The 24110-nt window shown below is 72.5% G+C and carries 22 protein-coding genes and 1 riboswitch; of the genes, 13 read left to right on the plus strand and 9 right to left on the minus strand.

Features of this window, described 5'->3' with window-relative positions:
- Nucleotides 1-2: 2 nt before the first annotated feature.
- From KVF89_RS17590 to KVF89_RS17600, 3 genes are read right to left on the minus strand one after another with little or no spacing between them, the layout of a single operon-like run.
- Complete coding sequence (locus KVF89_RS17590; RefSeq protein WP_257427384.1) at nucleotides 3-545, minus strand: YbaK/EbsC family protein; 543 nt, start codon at nucleotides 543-545, stop codon at nucleotides 3-5.
- Nucleotides 542-862 (minus strand): hypothetical protein, encoded by a 321-nt coding sequence (locus tag KVF89_RS17595; RefSeq protein WP_257427385.1) that lies wholly within the window; start codon nucleotides 860-862, stop codon nucleotides 542-544. The genes KVF89_RS17590 and KVF89_RS17595 overlap by 4 nt, the downstream gene beginning before the upstream one ends.
- Nucleotides 859-2052 (minus strand): PspC domain-containing protein, encoded by a 1194-nt coding sequence (locus tag KVF89_RS17600; protein WP_257427386.1) that lies wholly within the window; start codon nucleotides 2050-2052, stop codon nucleotides 859-861. Before KVF89_RS17600 ends, KVF89_RS17595 begins: the two co-directional genes overlap by 4 nt.
- A 144-nt stretch (nucleotides 2053-2196) precedes the next feature.
- Here KVF89_RS17600 and KVF89_RS17605 point away from each other — a divergent pair, with 144 nt between their 5' ends.
- From KVF89_RS17605 to pcrA, 5 genes are read left to right on the plus strand one after another with little or no spacing between them, the layout of a single operon-like run.
- The gene (locus KVF89_RS17605) at nucleotides 2197-3525 is read left to right on the plus strand and encodes an ATP-binding protein (RefSeq protein ID WP_257427387.1); all 1329 of its coding nucleotides are present in this window, start codon (nucleotides 2197-2199) and stop codon (nucleotides 3523-3525) included.
- A complete protein-coding gene (locus KVF89_RS17610; protein WP_257427388.1) occupies nucleotides 3518-4177 on the plus strand; it encodes a LuxR C-terminal-related transcriptional regulator in 660 nt (219 codons plus the stop codon). Before KVF89_RS17605 ends, KVF89_RS17610 begins: the two co-directional genes overlap by 8 nt.
- Nucleotides 4150-5046 (plus strand): M15 family metallopeptidase, encoded by an 897-nt coding sequence (locus tag KVF89_RS17615; RefSeq protein WP_257427389.1) that lies wholly within the window; start codon nucleotides 4150-4152, stop codon nucleotides 5044-5046. Before KVF89_RS17610 ends, KVF89_RS17615 begins: the two co-directional genes overlap by 28 nt.
- Before the next feature lie 31 nt (nucleotides 5047-5077).
- Nucleotides 5078-5437: a hypothetical protein gene (locus KVF89_RS17620; protein WP_257427390.1), complete on the plus strand. Its 360-nt coding sequence runs from the start codon at nucleotides 5078-5080 to the stop codon at nucleotides 5435-5437.
- A gap of 45 nt (nucleotides 5438-5482) precedes the next feature.
- Complete coding sequence (gene pcrA / locus KVF89_RS17625; RefSeq protein ID WP_257427391.1) at nucleotides 5483-7948, plus strand: DNA helicase PcrA; 2466 nt, start codon at nucleotides 5483-5485, stop codon at nucleotides 7946-7948.
- Nucleotides 7949-7951: 3 nt separating this feature from the next.
- Here the strand turns inward: pcrA and KVF89_RS17630 are convergent, their stop codons facing one another.
- Together KVF89_RS17630 and KVF89_RS30120 are read right to left on the minus strand one after the other, a co-directional pair.
- A complete protein-coding gene (locus KVF89_RS17630) occupies nucleotides 7952-9154 on the minus strand; it encodes a hypothetical protein (protein WP_257427392.1) in 1203 nt (400 codons plus the stop codon).
- Between the two features lie 44 nt (nucleotides 9155-9198).
- Nucleotides 9199-10344 (minus strand): peptidoglycan DD-metalloendopeptidase family protein, encoded by a 1146-nt coding sequence (locus KVF89_RS30120; RefSeq protein ID WP_273475314.1) that lies wholly within the window; start codon nucleotides 10342-10344, stop codon nucleotides 9199-9201.
- Between the two features lie 357 nt (nucleotides 10345-10701).
- Here KVF89_RS30120 and sucC point away from each other — a divergent pair, with 357 nt between their 5' ends.
- Complete coding sequence (gene sucC / locus KVF89_RS17640) at nucleotides 10702-11868, plus strand: ADP-forming succinate--CoA ligase subunit beta (protein ID WP_257427393.1); 1167 nt, start codon at nucleotides 10702-10704, stop codon at nucleotides 11866-11868.
- Between the two features lie 19 nt (nucleotides 11869-11887).
- A complete protein-coding gene (gene sucD / locus KVF89_RS17645; RefSeq protein WP_257427394.1) occupies nucleotides 11888-12799 on the plus strand; it encodes a succinate--CoA ligase subunit alpha in 912 nt (303 codons plus the stop codon).
- A gap of 112 nt (nucleotides 12800-12911) precedes the next feature.
- On the opposite strand, the gene KVF89_RS17650 is transcribed toward sucD, so the two are convergent.
- The 3 genes from KVF89_RS17650 to KVF89_RS17660 form a co-directional block, all read right to left on the minus strand.
- A complete protein-coding gene (locus tag KVF89_RS17650) occupies nucleotides 12912-14321 on the minus strand; it encodes a hypothetical protein (protein ID WP_257427395.1) in 1410 nt (469 codons plus the stop codon).
- Nucleotides 14314-14823, minus strand: a complete 510-nt coding sequence (locus KVF89_RS17655; protein WP_257427396.1) for an RNA polymerase sigma factor — start codon at nucleotides 14821-14823, stop codon at nucleotides 14314-14316. The genes KVF89_RS17650 and KVF89_RS17655 overlap by 8 nt, the downstream gene beginning before the upstream one ends.
- A gap of 97 nt (nucleotides 14824-14920) precedes the next feature.
- Nucleotides 14921-16864, minus strand: a complete 1944-nt coding sequence (locus tag KVF89_RS17660; RefSeq protein ID WP_257427397.1) for a SigE family RNA polymerase sigma factor — start codon at nucleotides 16862-16864, stop codon at nucleotides 14921-14923.
- Nucleotides 16865-16998: 134 nt separating this feature from the next.
- Here KVF89_RS17660 and KVF89_RS17665 point away from each other — a divergent pair, with 134 nt between their 5' ends.
- The 5 genes from KVF89_RS17665 (at nucleotide 16999) to KVF89_RS17685 (ending at nucleotide 22121) form a co-directional block, all read left to right on the plus strand.
- Nucleotides 16999-18318: a cell division protein PerM gene (locus tag KVF89_RS17665; RefSeq protein WP_257427398.1), complete on the plus strand. Its 1320-nt coding sequence runs from the start codon at nucleotides 16999-17001 to the stop codon at nucleotides 18316-18318.
- Between the two features lie 27 nt (nucleotides 18319-18345).
- Nucleotides 18346-18960 carry a phosphoribosylglycinamide formyltransferase gene (gene purN, locus KVF89_RS17670; protein ID WP_257427399.1) on the plus strand — a complete coding sequence of 205 codons (615 nt, stop codon included), beginning with the start codon at nucleotides 18346-18348 and terminating at the stop codon, nucleotides 18958-18960.
- 12 nt (nucleotides 18961-18972) lie between these two features.
- Nucleotides 18973-19048, plus strand: a riboswitch (ZMP/ZTP riboswitch).
- Nucleotides 19049-19085: 37 nt separating this feature from the next.
- Nucleotides 19086-20666 (plus strand): bifunctional phosphoribosylaminoimidazolecarboxamide formyltransferase/IMP cyclohydrolase, encoded by a 1581-nt coding sequence (gene purH, locus KVF89_RS17675; RefSeq protein ID WP_257427400.1) that lies wholly within the window; start codon nucleotides 19086-19088, stop codon nucleotides 20664-20666.
- A 247-nt stretch (nucleotides 20667-20913) separates the two neighbouring features.
- Nucleotides 20914-21786 (plus strand): bifunctional methylenetetrahydrofolate dehydrogenase/methenyltetrahydrofolate cyclohydrolase, encoded by an 873-nt coding sequence (locus KVF89_RS17680; RefSeq protein ID WP_257427401.1) that lies wholly within the window; start codon nucleotides 20914-20916, stop codon nucleotides 21784-21786.
- A gap of 110 nt (nucleotides 21787-21896) precedes the next feature.
- On the plus strand, nucleotides 21897-22121 hold the full coding sequence (locus KVF89_RS17685; protein ID WP_257427402.1) for a DUF3017 domain-containing protein: 225 nt from the start codon (nucleotides 21897-21899) through the stop codon (nucleotides 22119-22121).
- A 71-nt stretch (nucleotides 22122-22192) separates the two neighbouring features.
- On the opposite strand, the gene KVF89_RS17690 is transcribed toward KVF89_RS17685, so the two are convergent.
- On the minus strand, nucleotides 22193-23179 hold the full coding sequence (locus KVF89_RS17690; protein ID WP_257427403.1) for a malate dehydrogenase: 987 nt from the start codon (nucleotides 23177-23179) through the stop codon (nucleotides 22193-22195).
- A gap of 149 nt (nucleotides 23180-23328) precedes the next feature.
- Here KVF89_RS17690 and KVF89_RS17695 point away from each other — a divergent pair, with 149 nt between their 5' ends.
- Entirely contained in the window at nucleotides 23329-24000 is a 672-nt protein-coding gene (locus KVF89_RS17695) for a hypothetical protein (RefSeq protein ID WP_257427404.1), read from the plus strand.
- The last annotated feature ends 110 nt before the right edge of the window (nucleotides 24001-24110 follow it).

The raw sequence follows: 24110 nt of genomic DNA on the forward strand, positions 1-24110 counted from the left end.
GCCTAGCCGGCCAGCCCCTCGACGATCTCGGCCCCGGGGGCCTGTGTGAACAGGTCTCCGGGGACGAGGAGCTTCGATCGGCGCAGGCCGGAGCCGATCACGGCGAGCTCCATCTCCGGGACGCGGGCATCGACGAGCAGCCGCCAGTCGGCGGGCAGGCCGACCGGCGTGATGCCGCCGTACTCCATCCCGGACTCGGCCACCGCCCGGTCGAGCGGCAGGAACGACGGCTTGCGGACGTCGAGCAGACGCTTCACCGTGTGGTTGACGTCGGCGCGGGTGTCGGCCCGCACCAGGCAGGCGGCGACCCGTTCCGCACCCTCGCGCTTGCCTGCCACGAGGACGCAGTTGGCTCCGGCCGTCATCGGCAGGTCGTAGGCCGCGCTCATCGCCGCGGTATCAGCCAGGTCCGGGTCGATCTCGACGACGGCGATCCGCTCGGCGCCCGGCCACGCGGCGAGGGCCGCCGCGACCGGCGGTGCCACCAGGTCGGGGTGGTCGAGGGCGGCGAGCGAGGCCAGGCCGGCCAACCGCGGCAGCGTCACTGCCAGCCCCGCATCTGGTGCCCGTCCCAGCCGTACTGGTCCGCGTCGTCGTCCCGACGGCGGCCGCGAAGCACCGAGGCGATCAGGCCGGCGGCACCGGCGGCCAGCCAGGGCAGGCCCATGATCCAGCCGGCCCGCTCCGGCTCGACCGTGTCGCTCTTGACCAGCGCCCACACGATCACCAGTCCCACGAAGGCGACGCCCATGACCAGGTGGCCGGTGTTGACCGGGTGCCGTCCGGTACGGCGACCGGGGGCGGTGCCGTCCGTGGGGACGCCGGGCCGGGGGTACTCGGTGGTCTCGTCGTGATAGCTCATGCTGCGTCCTTCTCGGTGATGACCTCGACCTGGCCGAGGACGGCCTTGGCGTCGATGCGGAGATAGGGCTCGTCCTGCTCGCCGTGCGTGGCGCGTGCGGCGTTGCCCGACTTGTCGCCGAACAGGACCACCTCGCCCAGCTCGATGCTGGCGTCGGCGGCGACCCGCAGGCCGTCGTCGGGCACGATCACGCGGATGTGGCCGACGTTGAGGTCGGCCTCGAGGATCCGGCCGTCCAGCTTCCGCAGCTCGGTCTCGTCCAGGTCGGTCAGGTCGATGACGATCTCGCCCGCGGCGAGCTCGTAGGGGCCCGCCACGTCGCCGGCCGAGGTGATCGTCGGCGAGATCTGCCCGAAGCCGGTCTTGTCGAACTCGTCGACGACGGAGGTCGCCGCCGTGGCCAGGGCGGCGATCAGGCCGATGAGGATCAGGCCGCCGGCCCGGCCGTAGAACGCGCCGACGAGGAGCATCAGGCCGGTCACGCCCAGCACCGTCGCGGGGTACGCCGACGGGGTGATGTCGACGCCGGCCAGCTGCAGCGTGCCGAGGAGGCCGAGGCCGAGCGCCGCGAGCCCGACGGTGAACGGGAACAGCAGCGGGCCGCGGCGGCGCGGGTCGCGGGGGCGGCGCGGGGGCGGCGGGGGACCGGGCCGGTACCCGGTGTAGGCAGCGCCCGGCCGGCCGGGCTCTCCCGGCTCGCTCGCGGGCTCCGGCGGGGGACCGCCACGCAGCCACGGGTGGGTCGGGCCCCCCGGCTTCATCGCCTGCTTGCCGCCGAGCACCACGATCAGCACCAGGCCGGCCAGGAGCAGCGGCCACGGGAAGTCCGGTCCGCCGACGGTGTCGCCGACCACCGACGCGACCGTGATGATGCCGCCGACGATGAGAGCCGCGGTGCGGATCCCCTCGTCGACGCGGATCACGGTGTCCTCGGTGCCCTCCTCGGGGACCAGGAGCCAGCACACGCCGTACAGGATGAGGCCGCCACCGCCGAAGAAGGTGAGCACCACGAACGCGATCCGCACCAGGAGCGGGTCGATGTCGAGATGGCGCGCGACACCCGCCGCCACGCCGGCGACCTTCCGGTCGTCGCGGCTGCGCCGGATCCGGGCCAGGTCGCGGACCTCGTCGCGGGTCACCCGCGGCCCCTCGCCCTGGGGCTCGTGCTCGGTGTCGGTCGGTGGGTTCATGTCATCCAGGTTGTCGGGTCGGCGGTCCGTGGACCATCGGGGACAGCCCTGATCCTGCCGCATCCCCCGGGGGCGGTCATCAGGGTCGGCTCAGGGTCCTTCCCCCTGCTCGTGCGCGGCGCGCTGTGTGACGATGGATGCATCATGAGTACCGCTGCGACCGCCCCGCTGCCGCCGCCCGGCGCGCCCGCCTCCCAGGACGTGGGAGCGGCCCGGGACGTCCGGCGCGCATGGCGCGATCTGCGCGACCCGATGATCGGCGGCGTCGCCGCCGGCCTGGCCGCGCATCTGGGGGTATCGGTCCGGATCGTCCGTGCCGCGTTCGTCATCACCACGATCGTCGGCGGCTTCGGGGTGCTCACGTACGCCGCCCTGTGGGCGCTGCTGCCCGCCGGACCGCCGCCCGAGCTGCTGGCCCCCGGCCTCGCCAGCGCGTCCCGGGACGGCCGGCGTCCCGGTCGCACCCGGCGCTTCTCCGACGTCGGACCGGTCCTCACCCTCGCCGTCCTGGGCGTCGGTGCCGTGTTCGCCACCGAGACCGTCCTCGGCACCGGTTGGTGGGTCTGGCCACTGGGGATCGCCGTGGTCGGTGTCGCCCTGCTGTGGCGACAGGCCGACGAGGCGCAGCGCGAGCGCTGGCTCGACGCGACCGACCGGGTCGACCCGGTGCGGATGTTCCTCGGTGGCGGCGGCTGGGCCGCCTGGGCCCGGATCGCCGCGGGTGTCGGCCTGGTGGTGGTGGCTCTGGTGCTCTTCACGCTGCGCGACGGCTCCCTGAGCGTGGCTCGCGACGCCGTGATCGCCGTGCTGCTCGCCATCGGCGGGCTGGTGATCGTGCTCGGGCCGCTCGTCTACCGGCTGCTCGCCGAGCTCAGCGACGAGCGGGCCGAGCGGGTGCGCACCCAGGAGCGCGCCGACGTCGCCGCCCACCTCCACGACTCGGTGCTGCAGACCCTCGCGCTGATCCAGAAGAACCCGGCCGACGCCACGCGGCTCGCGCGCGCCCAGGAGCGCGACCTGCGGGCCTGGCTCTACGCGGGCGAGTCGATGGACGAGGCGACGGTGGCCAGCGCGCTGCGGGCCGCCGCCGCCGAGATCGAGGACGCCTACGGCATCACCGTCGACGTGGTCGCCGTCGGCGACTGCGACTACGGGGAGACCGCCCGCCCGGTCGTGCAGGCGGCCCGTGAGGCCACCACCAACGCCGCCAAGCATGCCGGCGTCCCCCGCGTCGACGTGTACGCCGAGATCACCGACGCCGGGATCGACGTGTTCGTGCGCGACCGCGGTGCCGGCTTCGACCCGGACGCCACCCCGGAGGACCGGCTCGGCGTGCGACGCAGCATCATCGACCGCATGGAGCGGCACGGAGGCCGGGCCGAGATCCGGTCCGCGCCCGGCGAGGGCACGGAGGTCAGGCTGCACCTCGACCGTGCCCCCGAACCGTCGAAGACGAAGGAGACCCATGAGTGAGCCGGTGCGCGTGGTGGTCGTCGACGACCACGCCATGTTCCGTCGTGGCGTCAGCGCCGAGCTCGGTGCCACGGGCGCGGGCCGGGTCGAGGTCGTGGCCGAGGCCGCCGACGTCGACGAGGCCGTCGCGGCGGTGCAGCAGCACCGGCCCGACGTCGTACTCCTCGACGTGCACCTGCCCGGTGGCGGCGGCGTCGAGGTGATCCGGCGGGTCAAGGACAGCGAGGTGCGCTTCCTCGCGCTGTCGGTCTCCGACGCGGCTGAGGACGTCATCGGCACCGTCCGCGGCGGCGCCCGCGGATATGTCACCAAGACCATCACCGGCCCCGAGCTGGTCGACGCGATCACGCGGGTCGCCGACGGTGACGCCGTCTTCTCGCCGCGCCTGGCCGGCTTCGTGCTCGACGCCTTCGCCGGCGCCGGCCTCTCCGCCGACCTCGCGAGCGTCGACGAGGACCTCGACCGGCTCACCGAGCGGGAGCGGGAGGTGATGCGGCTGATCGCGCGCGGCTACTCCTACAAGGAGGTCGCCAAGGAGCTGTTCATCTCGATCAAGACCGTCGAGACCCACATGTCGTCGGTGCTGCGCAAGCTCCAGCTCTCCTCGCGCCACGAGCTGACCCGGTGGGCATCGGACCGGCGGCTGCTGTGAGGCGGGGCGCGGCGCCGCTGGCTGCCGCGCTGCTCCTCGCCGGTTGCTCCGGAGGCACGACGTCCCCGCCGACGTCCTCGCCGACGGTCGCGTCACCTGCGCCCGCCACACCGTCCACGCTGTCGCCGGCGCCCACCACGGCGCCGAGCGACCCCGGCCCGGCGTACTCCGACTGGGAGCTCGGCGTCCACGTGCTGCCCCGCACCCCTGACGGGTACGGCGAGATCCGGCCGACCCCGAAGCCGCTGCGCGTGCGCCGCTTCCCCACGACCGACCTGCTGCCGCCGCCCGCCGACGGGGCGTTCCACGCGAGCGTCGGCCCGGTGACCGACGCGATCCGGCAGCGGATGGGGGAGACCTGGTCACCGGCGTGCCCGGTCGGACTGGCCGACCTCGCCTACGTGACCGTCTCGTTCCGCGGCTTCGACGGCGCAGCGCACACCGGGGAGCTGGTCCTCGCCGCGGCGGAGGCCGACGACGTGGTGTCGGTGTTCCGGGCCCTCTTCGCGGCCGGCTACCCGATCGAGGAGATGCGACTCCCGACGACCGCCGACCTCGACGCGCTGCCGACCGGCGACGGCAACGACACCGCCGCGCTGGTCTGCCGGGCGGCACGCGGCCAGACCTCGTGGTCCGCGCACGCGTACGGACTCGCGATCGACGTGAACCCGTTCCTCAACCCCTACCGCAAGGGTGAGGTGGTGCTGCCCGAGCGGGCGTCGGCGTACCTCGACCGGACCCGGACCCAGCCCGGCGTCATCCATGCGGGCGACCTGATCGTCCGGGAGTTCGCCCGGATCGGCTGGACCTGGGGCGGCTCGTGGAGGTCGTTGAAGGACTACCAGCACTTCTCGGCGACCGGTCGCTGATCCGGCGCCCGTTCTGGATAGGGTGCGAGCCATGGAGACCCTGCGCCTGATCCTGCTCATCCTCCACATCCTCGGGTTCGCGGCCCTGATCGGCGGACTGCTGGCGCAGGCCGGGCCGGGCGACAAGAAGGTCACCGGCGTCATGCGCGACGGCGTCGGCACCGCCTTCCTCGCGGGACTGCTGCTCGTCGGCGTCCTCGAGGGCGGCGACGACCCGGTGAACCACGCCAAGGTGGGTGTCAAGCTCGCCATCGGCCTGGTGCTCCTGGTGCTGGTGATGGCCAACATGCGCAAGGCCAAGATCCCCAACGGCCTGTGGGCCGGCCTGCTCGTGCTGGCGATCGCGGAGGTCTGCATCGCGGTCCTCTGGTCGCCTGTCCACAGCAGCTGATCCGGGGGCCGCACCGTCGGCGCGGAGCCGTAGGCTGGCGTCAGCATGATCGACTCCGCGACGCCTCCGGCCCTCACCGCAGATGCCCTCCTCGACGGGCTCAACGACCCCCAGCGCGAGGCCGTGAAGCACGAGGGCGCACCGCTGCTCGTCGTCGCGGGCGCGGGCTCGGGCAAGACCCGGGTGCTGACCCGCCGGATCGCCTGGACCATCGCCGTCCGCAAGGCGCACCCCGGCTCGATCCTCGCGATCACCTTCACCAACAAGGCCGCCGCCGAGATGAAGGAGCGGGTGGCCGACCTGATCGGCAACCGTGCCCGGATCATGTGGGTGAGCACCTTCCACTCCGCGTGCGTGCGGATCCTCCGCAAGGAGGTCGAACACCTCGGCTACGAGCGGCTGAAGTCGAACTTCTCGATCTACGACACCGCCGACCAGAAGCGGCTCATCCAGCTGGTCTGCAGCGATCTCGACCTCGATCCCCGCAAGTTCCAGCCCGGGCCGGTGCTGCACTGGATCAGCAGCCAGAAGAACGAGCTGCGTGAGCCCGACGAGGTCGCCGCCGAGGCCAAGAACTCGATCGACGAGACCTACGCCGCGGCGTACAAGTCCTATCAGCGGCGCCTGCGTGAGGCCAACGCCATGGACTTCGACGACCTGATCATGGAGACGGTCCGACTGTTCCAGCTGAAGCCGGAGGTCCGGGAGACCTACCGGCGGCGGTTCCGGCACATCCTGGTCGACGAGTACCAGGACACCAACCATGCGCAGTACGCCTTCATCCAGCAGCTGTGCGGCCAGGATCTCGAGGAACGCGACCCGACCACCCTCGACGGCCTCCCTGCCCACCGGGTGCCGCCGGCCGAGCTGATGGTCGTCGGCGACGCGGACCAGTCGATCTACGCCTTCCGCGGTGCCGACATCCGCAACATCATGGACTTCGAGAAGGACTTCCCCGACGCGCGTACGGTCCTGCTCGAGCAGAACTACCGCTCCACGCAGACCATCCTCACCGCCGCCAACGCGGTCATCGAGCGCAACGAGGGGCGCAAGCCCAAGCGGCTGTGGTCCGACGCCGGCGACGGCGAGAAGATCGTCGGGTACGTCGCCGACGACGAGCACGACGAGGCCCGGTTCGTCTCCGGCGAGATCGACAAGCTCACCGATGGCGGCCGGCGACCCTCCGACGTGGCGGTGTTCTACCGCACCAACGCGCAGTCCCGCGTGTTCGAGGAGATCTTCGTCCGCACCGGCCTGCCCTACAAGGTCGTCGGCGGGACCCGGTTCTACGACCGCAAGGAGATCCGGGACGCACTGGCCTACCTGCGGGTGCTGGTCAACCCCGACGACCAGGTCTCGCTGCGCCGCATCGTCAACACCCCGCGCCGCGGCATCGGCCAGCGCGCCGAGGCCGCGATCGGCGCCTTCGCCGAGCGGGAGCGGATCACCTACTGGGAGGCGCTGCAGCGTGCCGACGAGGCGCCCGGCCTGGCCACGCGCAGCCAGACCAGCATCGAGTCGTTCGTGAAGATGCTGCTGGAGCTGCAGCAGATGGTCGAGGCGCGCGAGCGCCCCGACGTGATCCTGGAGACGGTGCTCGACCGCTCCGGCTATCTCGTCACGCTCGAGAGCTCCGACGACATGCAGGACGAGACCCGGCTGGAGTACCTCGCCGAGCTCGTCGCCGTCGCCCGCGAGTTCGCCGAGGACCCGGTCGCGGGGCCCTCGGCCGATCCCACCGACGTCGATGCCGGCATCGTCGAGCCCGGCCTGCGCGACTTCCTCGAGCGGGTCGCCCTGGTCGCCGACGCCGACCAGATCCCCGATGCTCCTCCCCATGATCCGACACAGCCCAACGACCCGGACGCCCCCGAGGACCAGGGCGTCGTCACGCTCATGACCCTGCACACCGCGAAGGGCCTGGAATTCCCGGTCGTCTTCCTCACCGGCATGGAGGACGGCGTCTTCCCGCACTCCCGCGCCCTCGGGGACCGCCCCGAGCTGGAGGAGGAGCGCCGCCTGGCGTACGTCGGCATCACGCGTGCCCGCCAGCGCCTCTACGTCTCGCGCGCGATGGTCCGCTCCGCCTGGGGCGCCCCCGCGATGAACCCGGGTTCCCGGTTCCTCGGCGAGCTGCCCGTCGACCTCGTCGACTGGCGCCGCACCGAGGCCGACCAGACCCGCTGGTCCCGGCCGTCGTACGACTCCGGGCGTTCCGGCGGCCCGGGCGGTGCGGGCGACTACGCCGGCAACCGCTTCGGACAGCCCACCGCGGCCGGCCGCCGCAACTTCAGCTCCGCCGCCGCGCGGGCCGACGCGGCGGCCAAGTCCAAGCCGTCCCGCGCCATCCCGGTGCTCGCGCCCGGTGAGAAGGTCACCCACGACTCGTTCGGCCTCGGCACGGTCGTGTCGGTCGAGGGTGCGGGGGAGAAGTCCGTCGCCTCGATCGACTTCGGCTCCGACGGCGTCAAGCGCCTCCTGCTCCGCTACGCCCCGGTCGAGAAGCTGTAGCCCTCAGCTGCGTGGACTCCGGTCGTGATACCGGGCGATGCGGAGGGATCCCAGCTCGAAGGTCCAGCGCGTGCGGCGTTGCGCGGCCACTTGTTCGATCTCGGGCTCCAGCGCTGGCATGAGCTCGAGCGCAGCCCGCACCGACGCGAGCGTCCGGAGCATGTCGCGTTGCCTGAGGTCCGCGTCAAGCTTGACCAGCAACGTGATCGCACCGGCCACGAGGATGAGCGCGACGCTCACCAAACCCCAGGGGTCGCCCACGGCCAGTGCGGCCGTGCCGATGAGGGCGAACACCACAAACAGAAAGCAGCCGAGGGCGAGGGAATCAAGGGGGACGGCCCGACTGGATCGCACGCGGGTAGCGCGCAGATCACTGCACCACGACCAGGCGGCCCCGAGCAAGACGACCCAGACCACGACGATCAGTGCTGACAACAGCGAGACGCCGAGGGGGTCGTGTGGGTACCGCAGCGCCATCTGGACGATGGCCGGCAGCGCGGCGACGACCGCGAGCAGGAATGCCCAGCGCCACGGGAACGCATGCACCCAGCGTTCGGGAGTCGGAATATCGTTCGCCTCTTCTGAATCGCTGGAGGGTAGTCCCGCGTGCTTCCGCAGCGCAGCGTCGGCTCGCATCAACATCCAGCGTTGGTAGTCGGCTGCGAGTGGACGGATCTCAGCACAGGCCGCCAGGACGGCGAGGACGACACCGGTCAGAGCAGCGGAGCCCCAGCTGAGTCCGGACGCGCGGGTCCAGCCTGCGCCTACCGAGAGCAGCCAGGCCGCGACCGATCCGAACAGGCAAACGAGGCGGTTCAGATCGTCGAGGAGCAGGCGAGACGCGATTCCGTCGACGCTGGTCCGTTCGCGTTCAAGCGATGTGACGCTCGTTGCGACGAAGAGGGCCAACGCTGCAGTTAGGAGCCCGATCGCCATCGCGCCCACCTCGGAGGAGTCGGATACCCAGCCCTGGGACCAGCCGTACCACTGCCGGCCGACGGTCTTGAACTGATCGGCGCTCGAACCAATCGTCGTGTTCTGGTGGGTAGCGAGGAAGGCGACTACCGTCAGGACGAGCGCCATGACTGGACCAAAGGCGAGAGCGATCCAGATCTTCGACTGCTTCAGCCGGATGGATTCGTCGAGGCGGGCATGAAAGGTGTCGCCGCCAGGGTGACTGTCGTTCGATCGCGCTGCAGCTTCCATGCCTCAGCGTGGCACCGGGGGCCGACCCAAAGAGCAGGAACGGATCAGGGCGTGATGCCGTGCTGGCGCAGGGCGGCGTCGGGGTCGACCGGGTCGCCGCCGCCGGGGCGGACCTCGAGGTGGAGGTGGGGGCCGGTGACGTTGCCGGTGCTGCCGACCCAGCCGATCAGGTCGCCGGTCCGGACGGTGTCGCCGGCGGACACGTTGAAGGAGGTCTGGTGGCAGAACCAGAGCTCGGTGCCGTCCTCGAGCGTGAGCACGGTCTTGTTGCCGTAGGCGCCGTCGTAGCCGGCGGAGGTGATGGTGCCGTTGGTGACGGCGCGGATCGGCGTGCCGCTGGGGGCCGCGAAGTCGAGACCGGTGTGGTAGCTCGACCACAGGCCGTACTCGCCGAAGGTGGCGGTCAGGCGGTAGCCGACGAGCGGCAGCATCCACCTGTTGAGCGTGATCTCGGCCGCCTCCTTCTCCGCATCGGCGGCCAGGCTGCTGAGTGCGCTGGTCCGCTCGGCGGCGGAGCGCTCCGCCTCGGCGACGATGTCGGAGCCGGCCGCCTGGGCGAGCGCGTCGCGGTCGGAGTCGCGGCTGACGGTCTGGGCGCGGGCGCCGATCGACGCACTGCCGAACGAGCCCGTCAGCGCGTTGGGGGAGGTGAGGCGGTCCGTGGCAGAGGCCAGCTGCGGATCGGCGGAGGCGACGACGCCTCCGACCGCGACCGCGATCGTGGCGACGCCGACGGCGACGGGCAGCGTGGGCAGGCCGCGGAGCAGCGGGCCACGGGAGCCCCCGTGCTTGACGGCGCGCCGCCTGCCGGCGGGCTGGACGGCGCGCAGCGTGGTGGAGGAGTCCGAGAGGGTGTCCGCGATCGGGATGTCGCCCAGCGCCGGCAGCTCGACGGTGGGCATCCGGTCGAGGGTGCGCACCGGGGCGACGGCCTCGACGGCCAGCGTCGGCTCGCTGAGCGTCACGGTCGGCTCGACGAACTGGGTGATGGGCTCGGCGACGGGGACGACAGGGCTGAGCGCGGTGACCGGCTCGGCGGCCCGCGCGACCCGCTTGCCGACGTACGCCGAGGGCGCCTCCACCGGGACCCGGTCGGCCACGCGCTTGCCGACGTAGGAACGGGGACTGGAGGGGGAGCCGAGGGTCGTGTCCGGGCGCGGCGCGGTGTGGTCCGCTCGGTGGTTACCCATCGACTGCTGACTCCTTGGGGGGACGCTCGTGCAGGCGCGTTCCACCCCCTGGAGTTCGGCCGGCGACGCCCCGAGTGGGCCTCCGGTCGAGGTGGCCGTCGGGTGACGGCCGGGTGAAACGTGCGTGCCGACGATAGCGGATGCCGGCACGGCCTCGAAATCGTACGTCCCGCCCCTGGGGACACGCAGGAGAACGCCGCAACCCGGGTGCCGCGGCGCGAACCGGTGCGTGACCCCTGTCACGTCGGGGCCGGTCAGTGGCTCCCGGACTCGTCCTACTCGTGGGTCAGGACTATCGTGCCCGGGGGTGTGCCGCTGCGTGCACCGAACCTCTGACCAAGACGTGAGGACATCTCAGTGGACCTGATGGAGTACCAAGCGAAGGAGCTCTTCGCGAAGCACGGAGTGGCCACGACCCTCGGGACGGTCGTCGAGACCGCCGAGGAGGCGCGGGCCGCGGCCGAGCAGATCGGCGGCGTGACCGTCATCAAGGCGCAGGTCAAGGCCGGTGGTCGCGGCAAGGCCGGTGGCGTCAAGCTCGCGAAGACGGCGGACGAGGCCTTCGAGCACGCGTCCAACATCCTGGGCATGGAGATCAAGGGCCTGACGGTCAACCGCGTCCTGGTCACCCCGGCCACCCCGCCGGAGGAGGAGTACTACTTCTCCTTCCTGCTGGACCGCTCCAACCGGCAGTACCTGTGCATCGCGTCCGTCGAGGGTGGTGTCGAGATCGAGGAGGTCGCGAAGACCAACCCCGACGCCGTCAAGAAGATCGGCATCGACCCCGGCAAGGGCGTCGACGCGGTCAAGGCCCGGGAGATCGCCACCGAGGCGAAGTTCCCCGAGCCCGTCTTCGAGCAGGCTGTGAAGATGATCGAGGACCTCTACAAGGTCTTCGTCGAGGAGGACGCGACGCTGGTCGAGGTCAACCCCCTCGCCCGTCTCGCCGGCGACAAGCTCGAGGCGCTCGACGGCAAGGTCTCGCTCGACGAGAACGCCTCCGAGGTCCGCCACCCCGAGCACGAGGCGTTCGAGATCCGTGAGGAGGCCGACCCGCTCGAGGCGAAGGCCAAGGACCTCGGTCTCAACTACGTCAAGCTCGACGGCCAGGTCGGCATCATCGGCAACGGCGCGGGTCTGGTCATGAGCACCCTCGACGTCGTCGCGTACGCCGGCGAGAACCACGGCGGCGTGAAGCCGGCCAACTTCCTCGACATCGGCGGCGGCGCCAACGCCCAGGTCATGGCCAACGGCCTCGACGTCATCCTCAACGACGAGCAGGTCAAGGCGGTCTTCGTGAACGTCTTCGGCGGCATCACGGCGTGCGACGAGGTCGCCAACGGCATCAAGGGCGCTCTCGAGCTCCTCGGTGACAAGGCCACCAAGCCGCTGGTCGTCCGCCTCGACGGCAACAACGTCGAGCAGGGTCGCGCGATCCTCGACGAGCTGAACCACCCGCTCGTGACGCAGGTCGACACCATGGACGGCGCGGCCGACAAGGCCGCCGAGCTGGCGAACGCCTGAGATAGAGAGCGAGAGAACCATGAGCATCTACCTCAACAAGGACAGCAAGATCATCGTCCAGGGCATCACCGGCGGCATGGGTGCCAAGCACACCGCCCTGATGCTCGACTCGGGCGCCCAGATCGTCGGTGGCGTCAACGCCCGCAAGGCCGGCACGACCGTCTCGCACAAGGACGCCTCCGGCGCCGACGTCGAGCTCCCGGTCTTCGGCTCGGTCTCCGAGGCGATCAAGGAGACCGGCGCCGACGTGTCGGTCCTCTTCGTCCCGCCGGCGTTCACCAAGGACGCCGCGATCGAGGCCATCGACGCCGAGATGCCGCTGATCGTGGTCATCACCGAGGGCGTCCCGGTCCAGGACACGGCCGAGGTGTGGTCCTACCTGCAGGGCAAGTCGACCCGGATGATCGGCCCGAACTGCCCCGGCATCATCACGCCGGGTGAGTCGCTGGCCGGCATCACCCCGCACACCATCGCGGGCAAGGGCCCGGTCGGTCTCGTGTCGAAGTCGGGCACGCTGACCTACCAGATGATGTACGAGCTGCGGGACTTCGGCTTCTCGACCGCCATCGGCATCGGCGGCGACCCGATCGTCGGCACCACGCACATCGACGCGCTCCAGGCCTTCGAGGAGGACCCGGAGACCAAGGTGATCGTGATGATCGGCGAGATCGGCGGCGACGCCGAGGAGCGGGCCGCGGACTACATCAAGGCCAACATCACCAAGCCGGTCGTCGGCTACGTCGCGGGCTTCACCGCCCCCGAGGGCAAGACCATGGGCCACGCCGGCGCCATCGTGTCGGGCTCCGCGGGCACCGCCCAGGCGAAGAAGGACGCGCTCGAGGCCGTCGGCGTCAAGGTCGGCAAGACGCCGTCCGAGACCGCCGCGCTGGCTCGGGCCATTCTGAATGAGCGGGGCCTGCAGTCGCTCTGACGCACGGAGCAACGCGAAGGCCCGCCACCCTGAGGGTGGCGGGCCTTCGTGCGTCGTGACCGATGCGTCGTCGACCGGATCTCGGCAATCCCTCTCGAGAGAGTCCGGAGGGTCAGCAGCCGCCGTCGGTGAACGCGCACATCGCGTCGACGACCTGCGTCGCGTCGGTGGAGATCGCGGCGACGACCTCCTGCTCGCGGCCCTGCGGGTTGCCCGCGTGGCCGCCGCGGCTCTCGATGAGCACCGACCGGCCGACCCGGACGACGAGCGTCGTGTCGCCGAAGGGGGTGGCGCCGCCGTCGGCCTGCTGCCAGCCGAGGACGGCGTAGGCCTCGTCGCCGGCGTCCACGTCCCGGACGTCCCAGCGCTGGGTCGTGCCGTCGTCGCCGACGAGACCCTGCGGGCAGGCCCGGAAGGCCTGGACGAACCCCGCGGCGGCCGCGGCGGCGTCGTCCTCGGTCGGGTACGTCGTCAGCTGACGGTTGCGGACGTCCTCGACGTCGACCCACTGGGCGGAGAGCCGGTCGGACCGCCGTGGATCCGGTGTCGACCTGTCGCAGGCCGTCATGACGAGCGGGTCGAGGCCGCGCAGGGGACCCGTCAGGGGCTCCGGGCTGTCGCTGCCGGTCTCCGGCCAGCCGGCGGCCAGCGGGAAGTCGTCGGCGATCCGGGTGCCGGGCACGGTCGTCGGGTCGAACGGCTCGTCCGGGCCGGGCTGGAGCCGGTCCGCGGCGACCGGGATCATCCGCTCGACGGGCGTGCCGTCGACGTAGTTGTAGTCCTGGCCGACGATCACCGAGTCCAGGACGGCGATGCGGGCACCGACCCGCGCGACGCCGACCTCGGAGATGTAGGCCGCGTCGCCGTAAGGGTCGAGGTCCTCCGGCACGCCGGGGTAGTGGCCGTCGACGACCACGGCCTCGCTGTCACCGACCCCGGGGTCGACGGGGCGCGGATCGAAGGTCCGGCCGACCCGCGCGCCGCACTCCTGCACGAAGGCGACGACCTCGTCGTAGGCCTCCCGCGCGCTCGCGACGTCGGGGAACTGCCCGATCGACTCCCGGAAGGCGTCGCCCGACACCTCCACCGAGACCTCGGCGTTGCGCAGCTCGAAGTCGCGCCGCCGGGTCGATGCCGCGCCGAAGTCGGAGAGGCTCCGCGGCTCGCAGAACCGGAACGCCGCCGTCCCCTCCTCGGGGTCGATCGCGAACCAGTCGGCCCCGTCGCTGTAGACGGTGTCGTCGTCGGTCAGCAGATCATGCTCGCTGAGTGCGGCGGCAGGGTCCTTGGTGGTCAGATCCCGGTCGCCGCCGTTGCCGGTCAGCGCGAGGATCGGGGTGATGACGGCGGCGACCGCGAGTGCGGCGCCGCCCGCCACGAGCGTCGTACGACGTCGGCGGATCTGGTCGCCACGGCGGCGCGCGTCGACGGCAGAGAGCGGCATGTCTCCTCCTGCGCGACCGAGCTCGGCTCCGAACCGCGCGAGCTCGTCGATGGGGTCGTGCTCCGACTGGTCAGGCATGGGTCGCTCCTCCCTCCGCCAGGCCGGGCTCGTCGGCCAGCAGGGCGGCGAGCGCCGCCCGTCCCCGGCTGAGCCGGGCCTTGATGGTTCCCTCCGGAACGCCGACCTCGGCCGCGACCTGCTGGACCGGGAGATCGGCGATGTGATGGAGGACCAACGCCTGGCGCTGGGCCTCGGGCAGCTGACGCAGGGCGGTCACGAGCGCGACGTGCGACTCGTCGACAGCCGCCGCGACGCCGGCGTGCTGCAGGGCTCGGTCGGGCGACCGCGCCCCGCGGCTGCGCCGGCGCCAGCGGCTCACCGCGAGCCGGTAGGCGGTGGTGCGGACCCACGCCTCGGGGTGGTCGGCGCGGTTCAGCGTGCGCCGGTGCGCCCAGGCCCGGGCGAACGCCTCCTGGGTGCAGTCGGTGGCCTCGTCCAGGTCACCGATCATCGCGTAGACCTGTCCGGTCACCCGGCGGAACGAGGCCGTGTAGAACTCGTCGAACTCAGCTGTGTCCACGCCGACCTCCTCTCGCGTACCTCCGCTGCCGCGGACTCTCGAGGGGGATACGCCGCAGGACGGCGTCCGGTTGCACGGACCTACGAAGAAGTTCCGGTCAGCTCGGATCGTACGGAGCGGTGCGGGCCAGTCGCTCGAGGGCGCGCTGGGCAACGGCGACGAAGTCCTCGTTGGCGATCCGCGCCTTGGGCGCCGCCACGTAGACGAGCACGGAGACCGCCGTGCCCTGGCGGAGCACCGCGACGTCGTACTCGATGGTCCGGTCGCCGGGCAGCGCGGTGCTGAGACGCCACGCCGTGAGCGCCTGCTTGCCCTGGTCGGCGGCGACGAGCTCCTCGACCTCCGTGCCGGCGGTGGCGTCGAGGTCGGGGCAGGCGGCCATCTGCTCGCGGAACCGCGTGACGAAGGCGCCGGCCGCGGCGCCGGGCAGCGTGCCGACGGTCTGGGTGAGACCGACCTGCGGTGGCAGCTTCGCGCCGCTGAACACGAAGGTCCGGAACTCGTTGGCCTGGATCGCCCGGTTGCGGAACCTGCCGAACAGGTGCACGGTGTTGCAGCCGATCGCGCCGACGTCGATCCGGTCCTCGGTCAGCTTGGCCGCCGGGGTGCCGACCCACGGTCCCGGGTCGGGCGTCATCGGGGGCAGGTCGATCTCCGAGAGCATCCATGGCGTCGTCCCGGCCGGGTACGGCGCCCGCGGGGCCGGCTTCGGGTCGGGATCCGCGCAGCCGCCGGCGTCGGGGAGCGTGCAGAGCCGTCCCACCGCGGTGGCGAGCAGGCGGGCGACGCCGGCCCGGTTGGCCTGCGCCGGCGGCGTGGTCGTGGTCAGCGCCGTGACGGTGGTGAACAGGCCGCTGCGGGCCACCCCCACGACGTGGGTCGTCGCGTCGGTGCGCGAGCGCAGCACGAACAGCGTGGACTGGTCGCCGACGCCCGGCAGATCGGCGGTGCTGACCAGCTGCACCCGCGGCACGACGGCCTCGGCCCCGTCCTCGTCAGGAGAGGGACAGGTCGCGAACCAGCGGCGGGTGTGCCGGTAGGTGCGTTCCGCGCGCTGCGCGGAGGAGGAGGCCTCGGCGACCTGGACGACGCCGCGGGGGTTGGCGGGCTTGGAGCCGTCGCGGAAGGTGCGGACCCACGCCGCGGTGCCCTGCGGGTCGGCGTACCGTGCCGGCTGGCAGGGGAGCACCAGGCCGTTGCCGGACGAGTTGTCCGTGGTCGTGGCCTGGGTCCAGCCCCGGCCGGTCAGCGCCTGCTGGACCGCGTCGACCGGGACCAGGGTGGTGTCGGGCAGCGTCGCGATCGCCGGCTCCGCGGGGGCCGGCCCACTGACGGCCGGCAGCTCCTCGCGGTCGAGGGTCGGCCGGACGCCGGTGCTGTCGGTGGCTACGGCGCCGCCGGCGACGAGGGCGACCACCGCGGCGGTGCCGCCGATCACGGTGTGCGCACGCCGGCGGGCGGCTCCGGCACGCCGGATGATCGTCACCCGCGGCCAGGTCACCGCCCGGATCGCGCCGGCCAGCCCGTTGAGCGCGAGAGGGATGGCGGAGGTCGGGATGGCGAGCGCGGTGGCGAACTGGGCCGCGCCCTGCTGCAGCTCCCGCTCGGCCGCCTCGGCGGGCAGCCCGATCTCCTGGGCCATCTCCTCCATGGTCACCGCGGCGAGCTGGGTCAGCAGCAGCGCCTTGCGCTGGACCACCGGCAGCGCGCCGAGGGCGTCGAGGACGCGCCGGGTCTCGTCGTCGAGGTCCTTCTTGCGGTGCCACGGGCGGGTGCTGCTGCGTCGCAGCGCCTTGCGCCACGCGTCGGGACGGACGGCGGACTCCGGATCGGCGAGCCGGCCGGTCTTGCGCCAGTGGTGCCAGGACACGACGAACGCCTCGCGCACGGCGCTGCGGGCGACCGCGAGGTCACCGGTGAGCGCGAAGGTCTGCAGCAGCAGCCGGTCGCGGGCATCGCGGTAGAAGGCGTCGAAGCTGCCCATCAGGTCCGCGCTGCTCACGTAGGCGGACCGTTGGGGCTCGGTGCTGGGGGTGGCCATGGCCGCACCACCGTACGCCGAGGGCGGCCTCCGCCCCCAACCAGACCCATCGTGTCCGTCGTCTCCCGGACTCTCGTGACTTCCCGGCGTGGCGGTCCGCGGCGACCGGGCCCGCGCGTGAAGATGGACGGACCATGACCTCGCTGCAGAGCCCACCGGCACGCCGCACCGGACCTGGACGGTCCGGGGCCGCGTCGGACGCCGACCTGCGCCGACAGCTGGCCACGAGCCGGCCGCTGGTGCCGACCGCCGGCATCGGTGGCGTGGTCGCCGCGGTCGCGCCGCTGCTGGTCTGCATGGCCGTCGCCGTCGTCGGCTGGTTCCTCACCGACGCCGGCGGCGAGGGTGCGCCCAGCGGCGCGCTGCGGGTGGGCGCCCACGGCTGGCTGATGGCGCACGGCTCCACCGTCGCGGTCGAGGGCATCCGGATCACCGCGATGCCGCTCGGTCTCACGCTGCTGTGTGCCTGGGTCGTCTGGCGGGTCGGTCACCGGGTCGGCGAGTCCGTCTCCGGGCACGGGCCCGATGCCGACCGGATCGCCGACGGGGCGCGCGACCTCACCGTCCCGTACGCCGCCGGCCTGTTCACCGTCACCTACGCCGTCGTCGGCGTCGTCACCGCCTCGGTCGCGGCGACCGCGGCGTCCTCGCCGGCCCCGGCGCGGGTCGTCCTGTGGTCGGTGCTGCTCGGCCTGGGCGTCGGCGGGCCGGCCATCGCCTTCGGCTCGGGGCGCGCGGCGATCTGGCTGCCCGTCGTCCCCCCGGCGGTGCGAGATGTCGCGCTGGTCGCCCGCCGGATCCTGGCCCGCTGGGCCCTGATCTGCCTGGTCGCCCTCCTGGCCTCCCTCGTGCTCGACTTCTCCACGGCAGCCAACGTGGTCTCGCAGCTGCACGCCGACGGCGGCGCGGTGCTGCTGATGACGGCGCTCACCCTGCTGTTGCTGCCCAACGCGCTGCTCTTCTCCAGCGCCTACCTCCTCGGACCGGGGTTCACGGTCGGGACCGGCACCACGGTGTCCACGACCGCGGTCGTGCTCGGGCCGCTGCCGATGTTCCCGCTGCTGGCGGCGTTGCCCGACCAGGGCAGCCAGCCGTGGTGGACCGACTGGCTGATGCTCGCCCCGGTCCTGCTCGCCGCGCTCGTCGCCGGTCAGGTGCAGCGTGACCGTCCGGTGCTCGCCTGGGACCGCGCCGCGATCCGCGGCTGCGCCGGCGGGATCACCGCGGGCGTGGCGCTCGCCCTCGTGACCGTGTTCGCCGGTGGGGCGGTCGGTCCGGGCCGGATGCAGGACGTCGGGCCCTACACCTTCGACGTACTGCTGCATGCGATCACCTCCTTCGGCATCGGTGGCGTGGTCGGCGCGCTCGCCGTCTGCTGGTGGCAGCGCGACAGCGACGGCCGGGTCCGCGGTGCCCTGCGCGCGGTCCGCGCACGGCTGCCGCGTCGGTCCTGACCCACGGCACGCCCTAGACTCCGGGCCGTGCCCGCCCGCCCTCGCCTCGTCGTCCTCGTGTCGGGCTCCGGCACCAACCTCCAGGCGCTCCTCGACGCCTGTGCCGACCCGGCGTACGGCGCCCGCGTGGTCGCCGTGGGTGCCGATCGCGACGACATCGAGGGCCTCGCCCGCGCCGAGCGCGCCGGGATCCCCACCTTCGTCGCGAAGGTGGGCGACTACAGCAGCCGCAGCTACTGGGACCGGGCGCTGGCCGACAAGGTGGCCGCGTTCGAGCCGGACCTCGTCGTGCTCGCGGGCTTCATGAAGCTCGTGGGGGAGAAGTTCCTGTCCCGCTTCGGGGGTCTGACCGTCAACACCCACCCGGCGCTGTCGCCGTCGTTCCCCGGCATGCACGGACCCGCCGACGCCCTCGAGTACGGCGTGAAGGTGACCGGCGCGACGCTGTTCGTCGTCGACGCCGGCGTCGACACCGGCGCGATCGTGGCCCAGACCGTCGTGCCCGTCGAGGACGACGACACGGTCTCGACGCTGCACGAGCGGATCAAGGTCGCCGAGCGCGCGATGCTCGTCGAGTCGGTCGGCCGGATGGCCCGGGAGGGGTTCGTCGTCGACGGCCGGCGGGTTCGCCTCGGAGGCTGACCCGCCGTAGAATCACGGTCACACGACTGGCGCAGGTGGGCCACCACCAGGGAGTGACGAGTCGGCATCGACCGCCTGGGTGCCCTCATCGAGATGCAGCGACCCGATGAGGAAGTGAACCTGCCATGACTGACCGGATCGAGATCAAGCGAGCGCTGGTCTCCGTGTTCGACAAGACCGGCCTGGACGACCTCGTCCGCGGGCTGCACGAGGCCGGCGTCGAGCTGGTCTCCACCGGCGGCTCGGCCGCCCTCATCGAGAGCCTCGGCCTGCCCGTGACCAAGGTCGAGGACCTCACCGGCTTCCCGGAGTGCCTCGACGGCCGGGTGAAGACGCTGCACCCCCGGGTCCACGCGGGCATCCTCGCCGACCGCCGGCTGCCCGCCCACGTCGCGCAGCTCGAGGAGCTCGAGGTGGCGCCGTTCGACCTCGTCGTCGTCAACCTGTACCCGTTCGCCGCCACGGTCGCCTCGGGCGCCGGCGTCGACGACTGCATCGAGAAGATCGACATCGGCGGTCCGTCGATGGTCCGTGCCGCCGCGAAGAACCACCCGTCCGTCGCGATCGTCACCGACGGCGACGACTACCCGAGGGCGCTCGAGGCGGCGCGGGGCGAGGGCTTCACCTACGAGGAGCGCAAGGCGCTCGCCGCGAAGGCGTTCGTGCACACCGCGACGTACGACGTCCAGGTGGCGTCGTGGATGGGCAGCGTGCTCACCGACAGCACCGAGGGCACCGGCTTCCCGGCGTGGGTCGGCGGCACGTGGGACAAGCAGGCCGTGCTCCGCTACGGCGAGAACCCGCACCAGCCGGCCGCGCTCTACCGCTCCGGCCACGGTCCCGGTGGGCTCGCGGCGGCCGAGCAGCTGCACGGCAAGGAGATGTCCTACAACAACTACGTCGACACCGACGCGGCCCGCCGCGCCGCGTACGACCACGGCGACCAGCCCACCGTCGCCGTCATCAAGCACGCCAACCCCTGCGGCATCGCCGTCGGTGCCGACGTGGCCGAGGCTCACCGCCGCGCCCACGAGTGCGACCCGGTCTCCGCCTTCGGTGGCGTGATCGCCACCAACGTCCCGGTCTCGGTCGAGATGGCCCGCCAGGTCGCCGAGATCTTCACCGAGGTCATCGTCGCCCCCGGGTACGACGAGGGCGCGGTCGAGGTGCTCCAGGGCAAGAAGAACATCCGGATCCTCGTGGCCGAGCCGCTGGCGGCGGGCGGTGTCGAGACCCGTCCGATCAGCGGCGGCCTGCTGATGCAGCACACCGACCGGTTCCAGGCCGAGGGCGACGACCCGGCGGCCTGGACGCTGGCGACCGGTGCGGCCGCGGACGAGCAGACCCTCGCCGACCTCGCCTTCGCCTGGCGCTCGGTGCGCGCGGCGAAGTCCAACGCGATCCTGCTCGCCAAGGACGGCGGCGCGGTCGGCATCGGCATGGGCCAGGTCAACCGGGTCGACTCCTGCAAGCTCGCCGTGGAGCGCGCCAACACCCTGGTCGAGGGCGAGGAGCGGGCCCGAGGCTCGGTTGCCGCGTCCGACGCGTTCTTCCCGTTCGCCGACGGCCCGCAGATCCTGCTCGACGCGGGCGTGAAGGCGATCGTGCAGCCGGGCGGCTCGGTGCGCGACGAGGAGACCATCGCGGCCTGCCAGGCGGCCGGCGTCACCATGTACTTCACCGGCACCCGCCACTTCTTCCACTGAGTTGGATGGGCCGAGCGTGTCGCTCGTTCCTCGCGCCACGCTGCCGGCCGCGCGGTTGGCTTGGGTAGGTGGTGACGTCTGCGTGGCGGCAAGACGGGCGGCTCGCGGAAAGGCTCGCCTCCTCCGCTCCGGTCGCTCGTTCCTCGCTCCCTGCGCTCCGTCGGCCCCGCTTCCCGCGATGGCCGCCGCCTGCGGACGCCGGGTGCGGGGCGATGTCAGCTGAACTCCGATCTGGAAGGATCATCCCGTGACTGCACAGAGGCTCGACGGCAACGCCACCGCGGCCGCCATCAAGGACGAGCTCCGCGTCCGCATCGACAAGCTCCGCGAGCAGGGGATCACTCCCGGCCTCGGCACGGTGCTGGTCGGCGACGACCCCGGCTCGCGCTGGTACGTCAACGGCAAGCACAAGGACTGCGCCGAGGTCGGCATCTCCTCGATCCGCGTCGACCTGCCCGAGGTCGCCACCCAGGCGGAGATCGAGGAGGCGGTGGCCGGGCTCAACGCCGACCCCGCCTGCACCGGCTACATCGTCCAGCTGCCGCTGCCGCGCGGGCGCGACGAGAACCGGGTGCTCGGCCTGATCGACCCCGCCAAGGACGCCGACGGGCTGCACCCGACCAATCTCGGGTGGCTGGTGCTGGGCAACGAGGCTCCGCTGCCGTGCACGCCGTACGGCATCGTCGAGCTGCTGCGCCGCCACGACGTGCCGATCGCGGGGGCCGAGGTCGTCGTGGTCGGCCGCGGCATCACCGTCGGCCGTCCGCTCGGGCTGCTGCTCACCCGGCGCAGCGAGAACGCCACCGTCACGCTGTGCCACACCGGCACCGTCGACCTCGCCGCCCACGTGCGCAAGGCCGACATCGTCGTGGCCGCCGCGGGGGTGCCGGACATCATCACCGGCGAGATGGTCAAGCCCGGCGCCGCGGTCCTCGACGTCGGCGTGAGCCGGGTCGACGGCAAGATCGCGGGCGACGTCGCCGCCGACGTCTGGGAACGCGCGGGCTGGGTGTCTCCGAACCCCGGCGGCGTCGGCCCGATGACCCGCGCGATGCTGCTCGCCAACGTGGTCTCGATGGCGGAGCAGCAGGCCGCGGCCACCGGGAAGGCAGCGCGCTGAGCGACCAGAGCCCGGACCTGCCCGACGCCACCGACCCCACCGAGGCCGCGGACCAGGAGCCACGCCGGTATCCCTCGACGATCGGCGGCGCCTGCTACATCGTGGTGCTCGTGGCGGTCGGTGTCGGCCTGGTCGTGGCGGCCGCCTCGGACTGGCGTCTCGGGCTCCGGATCATCTCGGGTGGCCTGGCCGTCGCCGGGGGACTGCGCCTGGTGCTGCCGGAGAAGGACGCCGGCATGCTCGCCGTGCGCCACCGGCTCCTCGACGTCGGCATCCTGGTCGCCGTCGGGGCGGTGCTCCTCGTCCTCGCCGCGACGATCCCCGAGCAGAGCTGACCCGCTGCGTCAGCGGGTACGACGAGGGGCCGGTGCCCACGGCACCGGCCCCTCGTCGTACGCAGGTCGGGTCAGATGAGACCCAGCTCGGTGACCGCGGCCTTCTCGTCGGCCAGCTCGGCCACGGAGGCGTCGATCTTGCCGCGGGAGAAGTCGTCGATCTCCAGACCCTGGACGATGCTCCAGTCGCCGTTGGCGGTGGTGACCGGGAAGGACGACACGAGGCCCTCGGGCACGCCGTAGGAGCCGTCGGAGACGACCGCCATGGAGACCCAGTCGCCCGCGGGGGTGCCGTTCAGCCAGTCACGGGCGGCATCGCAGGTCGCGGACGCCGCGGAGGCGGCCGAGGAGGCGCCCCGGGCGTCGATGATCGCGGCGCCGCGCTTGGCGACGGTCGGGATGAAGGTGTCGGCGATCCAGGCCTGGTCGTTGACCACCTCGGCGGCGTTCTTGCCGGCGATCTCGGCGTGGAAGATGTCGGGGTACTGGGTGGCCGAGTGGTTGCCCCAGATCGTGATCTTCTTGATGTCGGTGACGGCGGCACCGGTCTTGGCGGCCAGCTGCGACATCGCTCGGTTGTGGTCGAGGCGGGTCAGCGCCGAGAACCGCTCGTTGGGGATGTCGGGTGCGTTGCTCGCGGCGATCAGCGCGTTGGTGTTGGCCGGGTTGCCGGTGACACCGATGCGGACGTCGTCGGCCGCCACCTTGTTGAGGGCCTGGCCCTGGGCGGTGAAGATCGCGCCGTTGGCGGAGAGCAGGTCGCCGCGCTCCATGCCCGGGCCGCGCGGGCGGGCGCCGACGAGCAGGGCGAGGTTGACGCCGTCGAAGATCTGCTCGGGGTCGGAGCCGATCTGGACACCGGCGAGGTTCGGGAACGCGCAGTCGTCGAGCTCCATCACGACGCCCTCGAGGGCCTTGAGCGCGGGCTCGATCTCGAGCAGGCGCAGCTCGACGGGACGGTCGCCGGCGATGGCGCCGCTGGCGATGCGGAAGAGCAGGCTGTAGCCGATCTGGCCGGCCGCGCCGGTCACGGCCACCTTGAGCGGGGTGGTGCTCACTGGGTCTCCTCAGAGGTTGCGGTGGGACTGGTGGTCATCTCCGGAAGCTCTTCGCGTGGCCCGAACAGCTTCCGGAGAGGACCACGCGCGACGCTAGCAGCGCCCGGCCCGGCGCGGGCAGCCGGGCACTCCTGCGAGACGATGACGTCATGCGGACACGTGTGCCCGCCGCGATCGCGGCCTGCCTCCTGGCTCTCACCGGCGCTCTCACCGCCTGCGGATCCGGGTCCGCGCCGAGCCCGCCGTCGGGTGTCGACGGGCTGGTCGTCCCGACGCCCGACCCCGACCCGGCCGACTTCGTCGCCGACGTCGACAACCCGTGGTTCCCGCTCGTGCCCGGCACCCGCTGGGAGTACGCCGACGAGGGGAGCGGGCAGCCCGCGCTGGTCCTGACCGTGGAGGCCGGTGAGCGGCTCGACGGCCCGGAGGGCATCGCCACGACGACCCTCGTCCGCACCCGGGCGGACGGCGTCGTCGCCCGCGACCGCTACGCGCAGGACCGTTCCGGCAACGTCTGGTGGCTCGGTCGCGAGGGCGTGTGGCAGGCGGGCGAGTCCGGTGCGGAGGCGGGGCTGGTGATGCCGGCCCGACCCCGCTTCGGCGACGGCTTCCGCACGGCGCTCGCGCCCGGTCAGTCCGAGGTCGCCACCGTCCGGGCGCTGGGCGAGGAGATCACGGTGCCGCTGGCGACGTACGACCGGACGGTGGAGATCGAGGTCACGGACGCCGCGGGCGCCGCCCGCACGGAGGTCTACGCCCGTGGCATCGGGTTGGTGTGGACAGACGAAGCGGGGCTCGTCGCGTACGACGAGCCCCGCTGAGAGTCTGCCGCGGGTGGCCTGTGGCACCGCCCATCTCGGCTGCCGGCCGGCAGCGTGGCGCCCCGCGCGCAGCGCATCGGTGGCAAGCATGGGCCCGAAGGGTCCGTGCG

Origin of the sequence: Nocardioides carbamazepini (assembly GCF_024614185.1) — a bacterium.
GTDB lineage: Bacteria > Actinomycetota > Actinomycetes > Propionibacteriales > Nocardioidaceae > Nocardioides > Nocardioides carbamazepini.

Bases quoted from the DNA above. Each gene is read 5' to 3' on its own strand.
- KVF89_RS17620 (WP_257427390.1), top strand. From the start codon at position 5,078: ATGGAGACCCTGCGCCTGATCCTGCTCATCCTCCACATCCTCGGGTTC.
- KVF89_RS17605 (WP_257427387.1), top strand. From the start codon at position 2,197: ATGAGTACCGCTGCGACCGCCCCGCTGCCGCCGCCCGGCGCGCCCGCC.
- KVF89_RS30120 (WP_273475314.1), bottom strand. From the start codon at position 10,344: ATGGGTAACCACCGAGCGGACCACACCGCGCCGCGCCCGGACACGACC.
- purH (WP_257427400.1), top strand. From the start codon at position 19,086: ATGACTGACCGGATCGAGATCAAGCGAGCGCTGGTCTCCGTGTTCGAC.
- KVF89_RS17610 (WP_257427388.1), top strand. From the start codon at position 3,518: ATGAGTGAGCCGGTGCGCGTGGTGGTCGTCGACGACCACGCCATGTTC.
- sucD (WP_257427394.1), top strand. From the start codon at position 11,888: ATGAGCATCTACCTCAACAAGGACAGCAAGATCATCGTCCAGGGCATC.
- pcrA (WP_257427391.1), top strand. From the start codon at position 5,483: ATGATCGACTCCGCGACGCCTCCGGCCCTCACCGCAGATGCCCTCCTC.
- KVF89_RS17595 (WP_257427385.1), bottom strand. From the start codon at position 862: ATGAGCTATCACGACGAGACCACCGAGTACCCCCGGCCCGGCGTCCCC.
- KVF89_RS17600 (WP_257427386.1), bottom strand. From the start codon at position 2,052: ATGAACCCACCGACCGACACCGAGCACGAGCCCCAGGGCGAGGGGCCG.
- KVF89_RS17665 (WP_257427398.1), top strand. From the start codon at position 16,999: ATGACCTCGCTGCAGAGCCCACCGGCACGCCGCACCGGACCTGGACGG.
- KVF89_RS17650 (WP_257427395.1), bottom strand. From the start codon at position 14,321: ATGCCTGACCAGTCGGAGCACGACCCCATCGACGAGCTCGCGCGGTTC.
- KVF89_RS17660 (WP_257427397.1), bottom strand. From the start codon at position 16,864: ATGGCCACCCCCAGCACCGAGCCCCAACGGTCCGCCTACGTGAGCAGC.
- KVF89_RS17695 (WP_257427404.1), top strand. From the start codon at position 23,329: ATGCGGACACGTGTGCCCGCCGCGATCGCGGCCTGCCTCCTGGCTCTC.
- KVF89_RS17630 (WP_257427392.1), bottom strand. From the start codon at position 9,154: ATGGAAGCTGCAGCGCGATCGAACGACAGTCACCCTGGCGGCGACACC.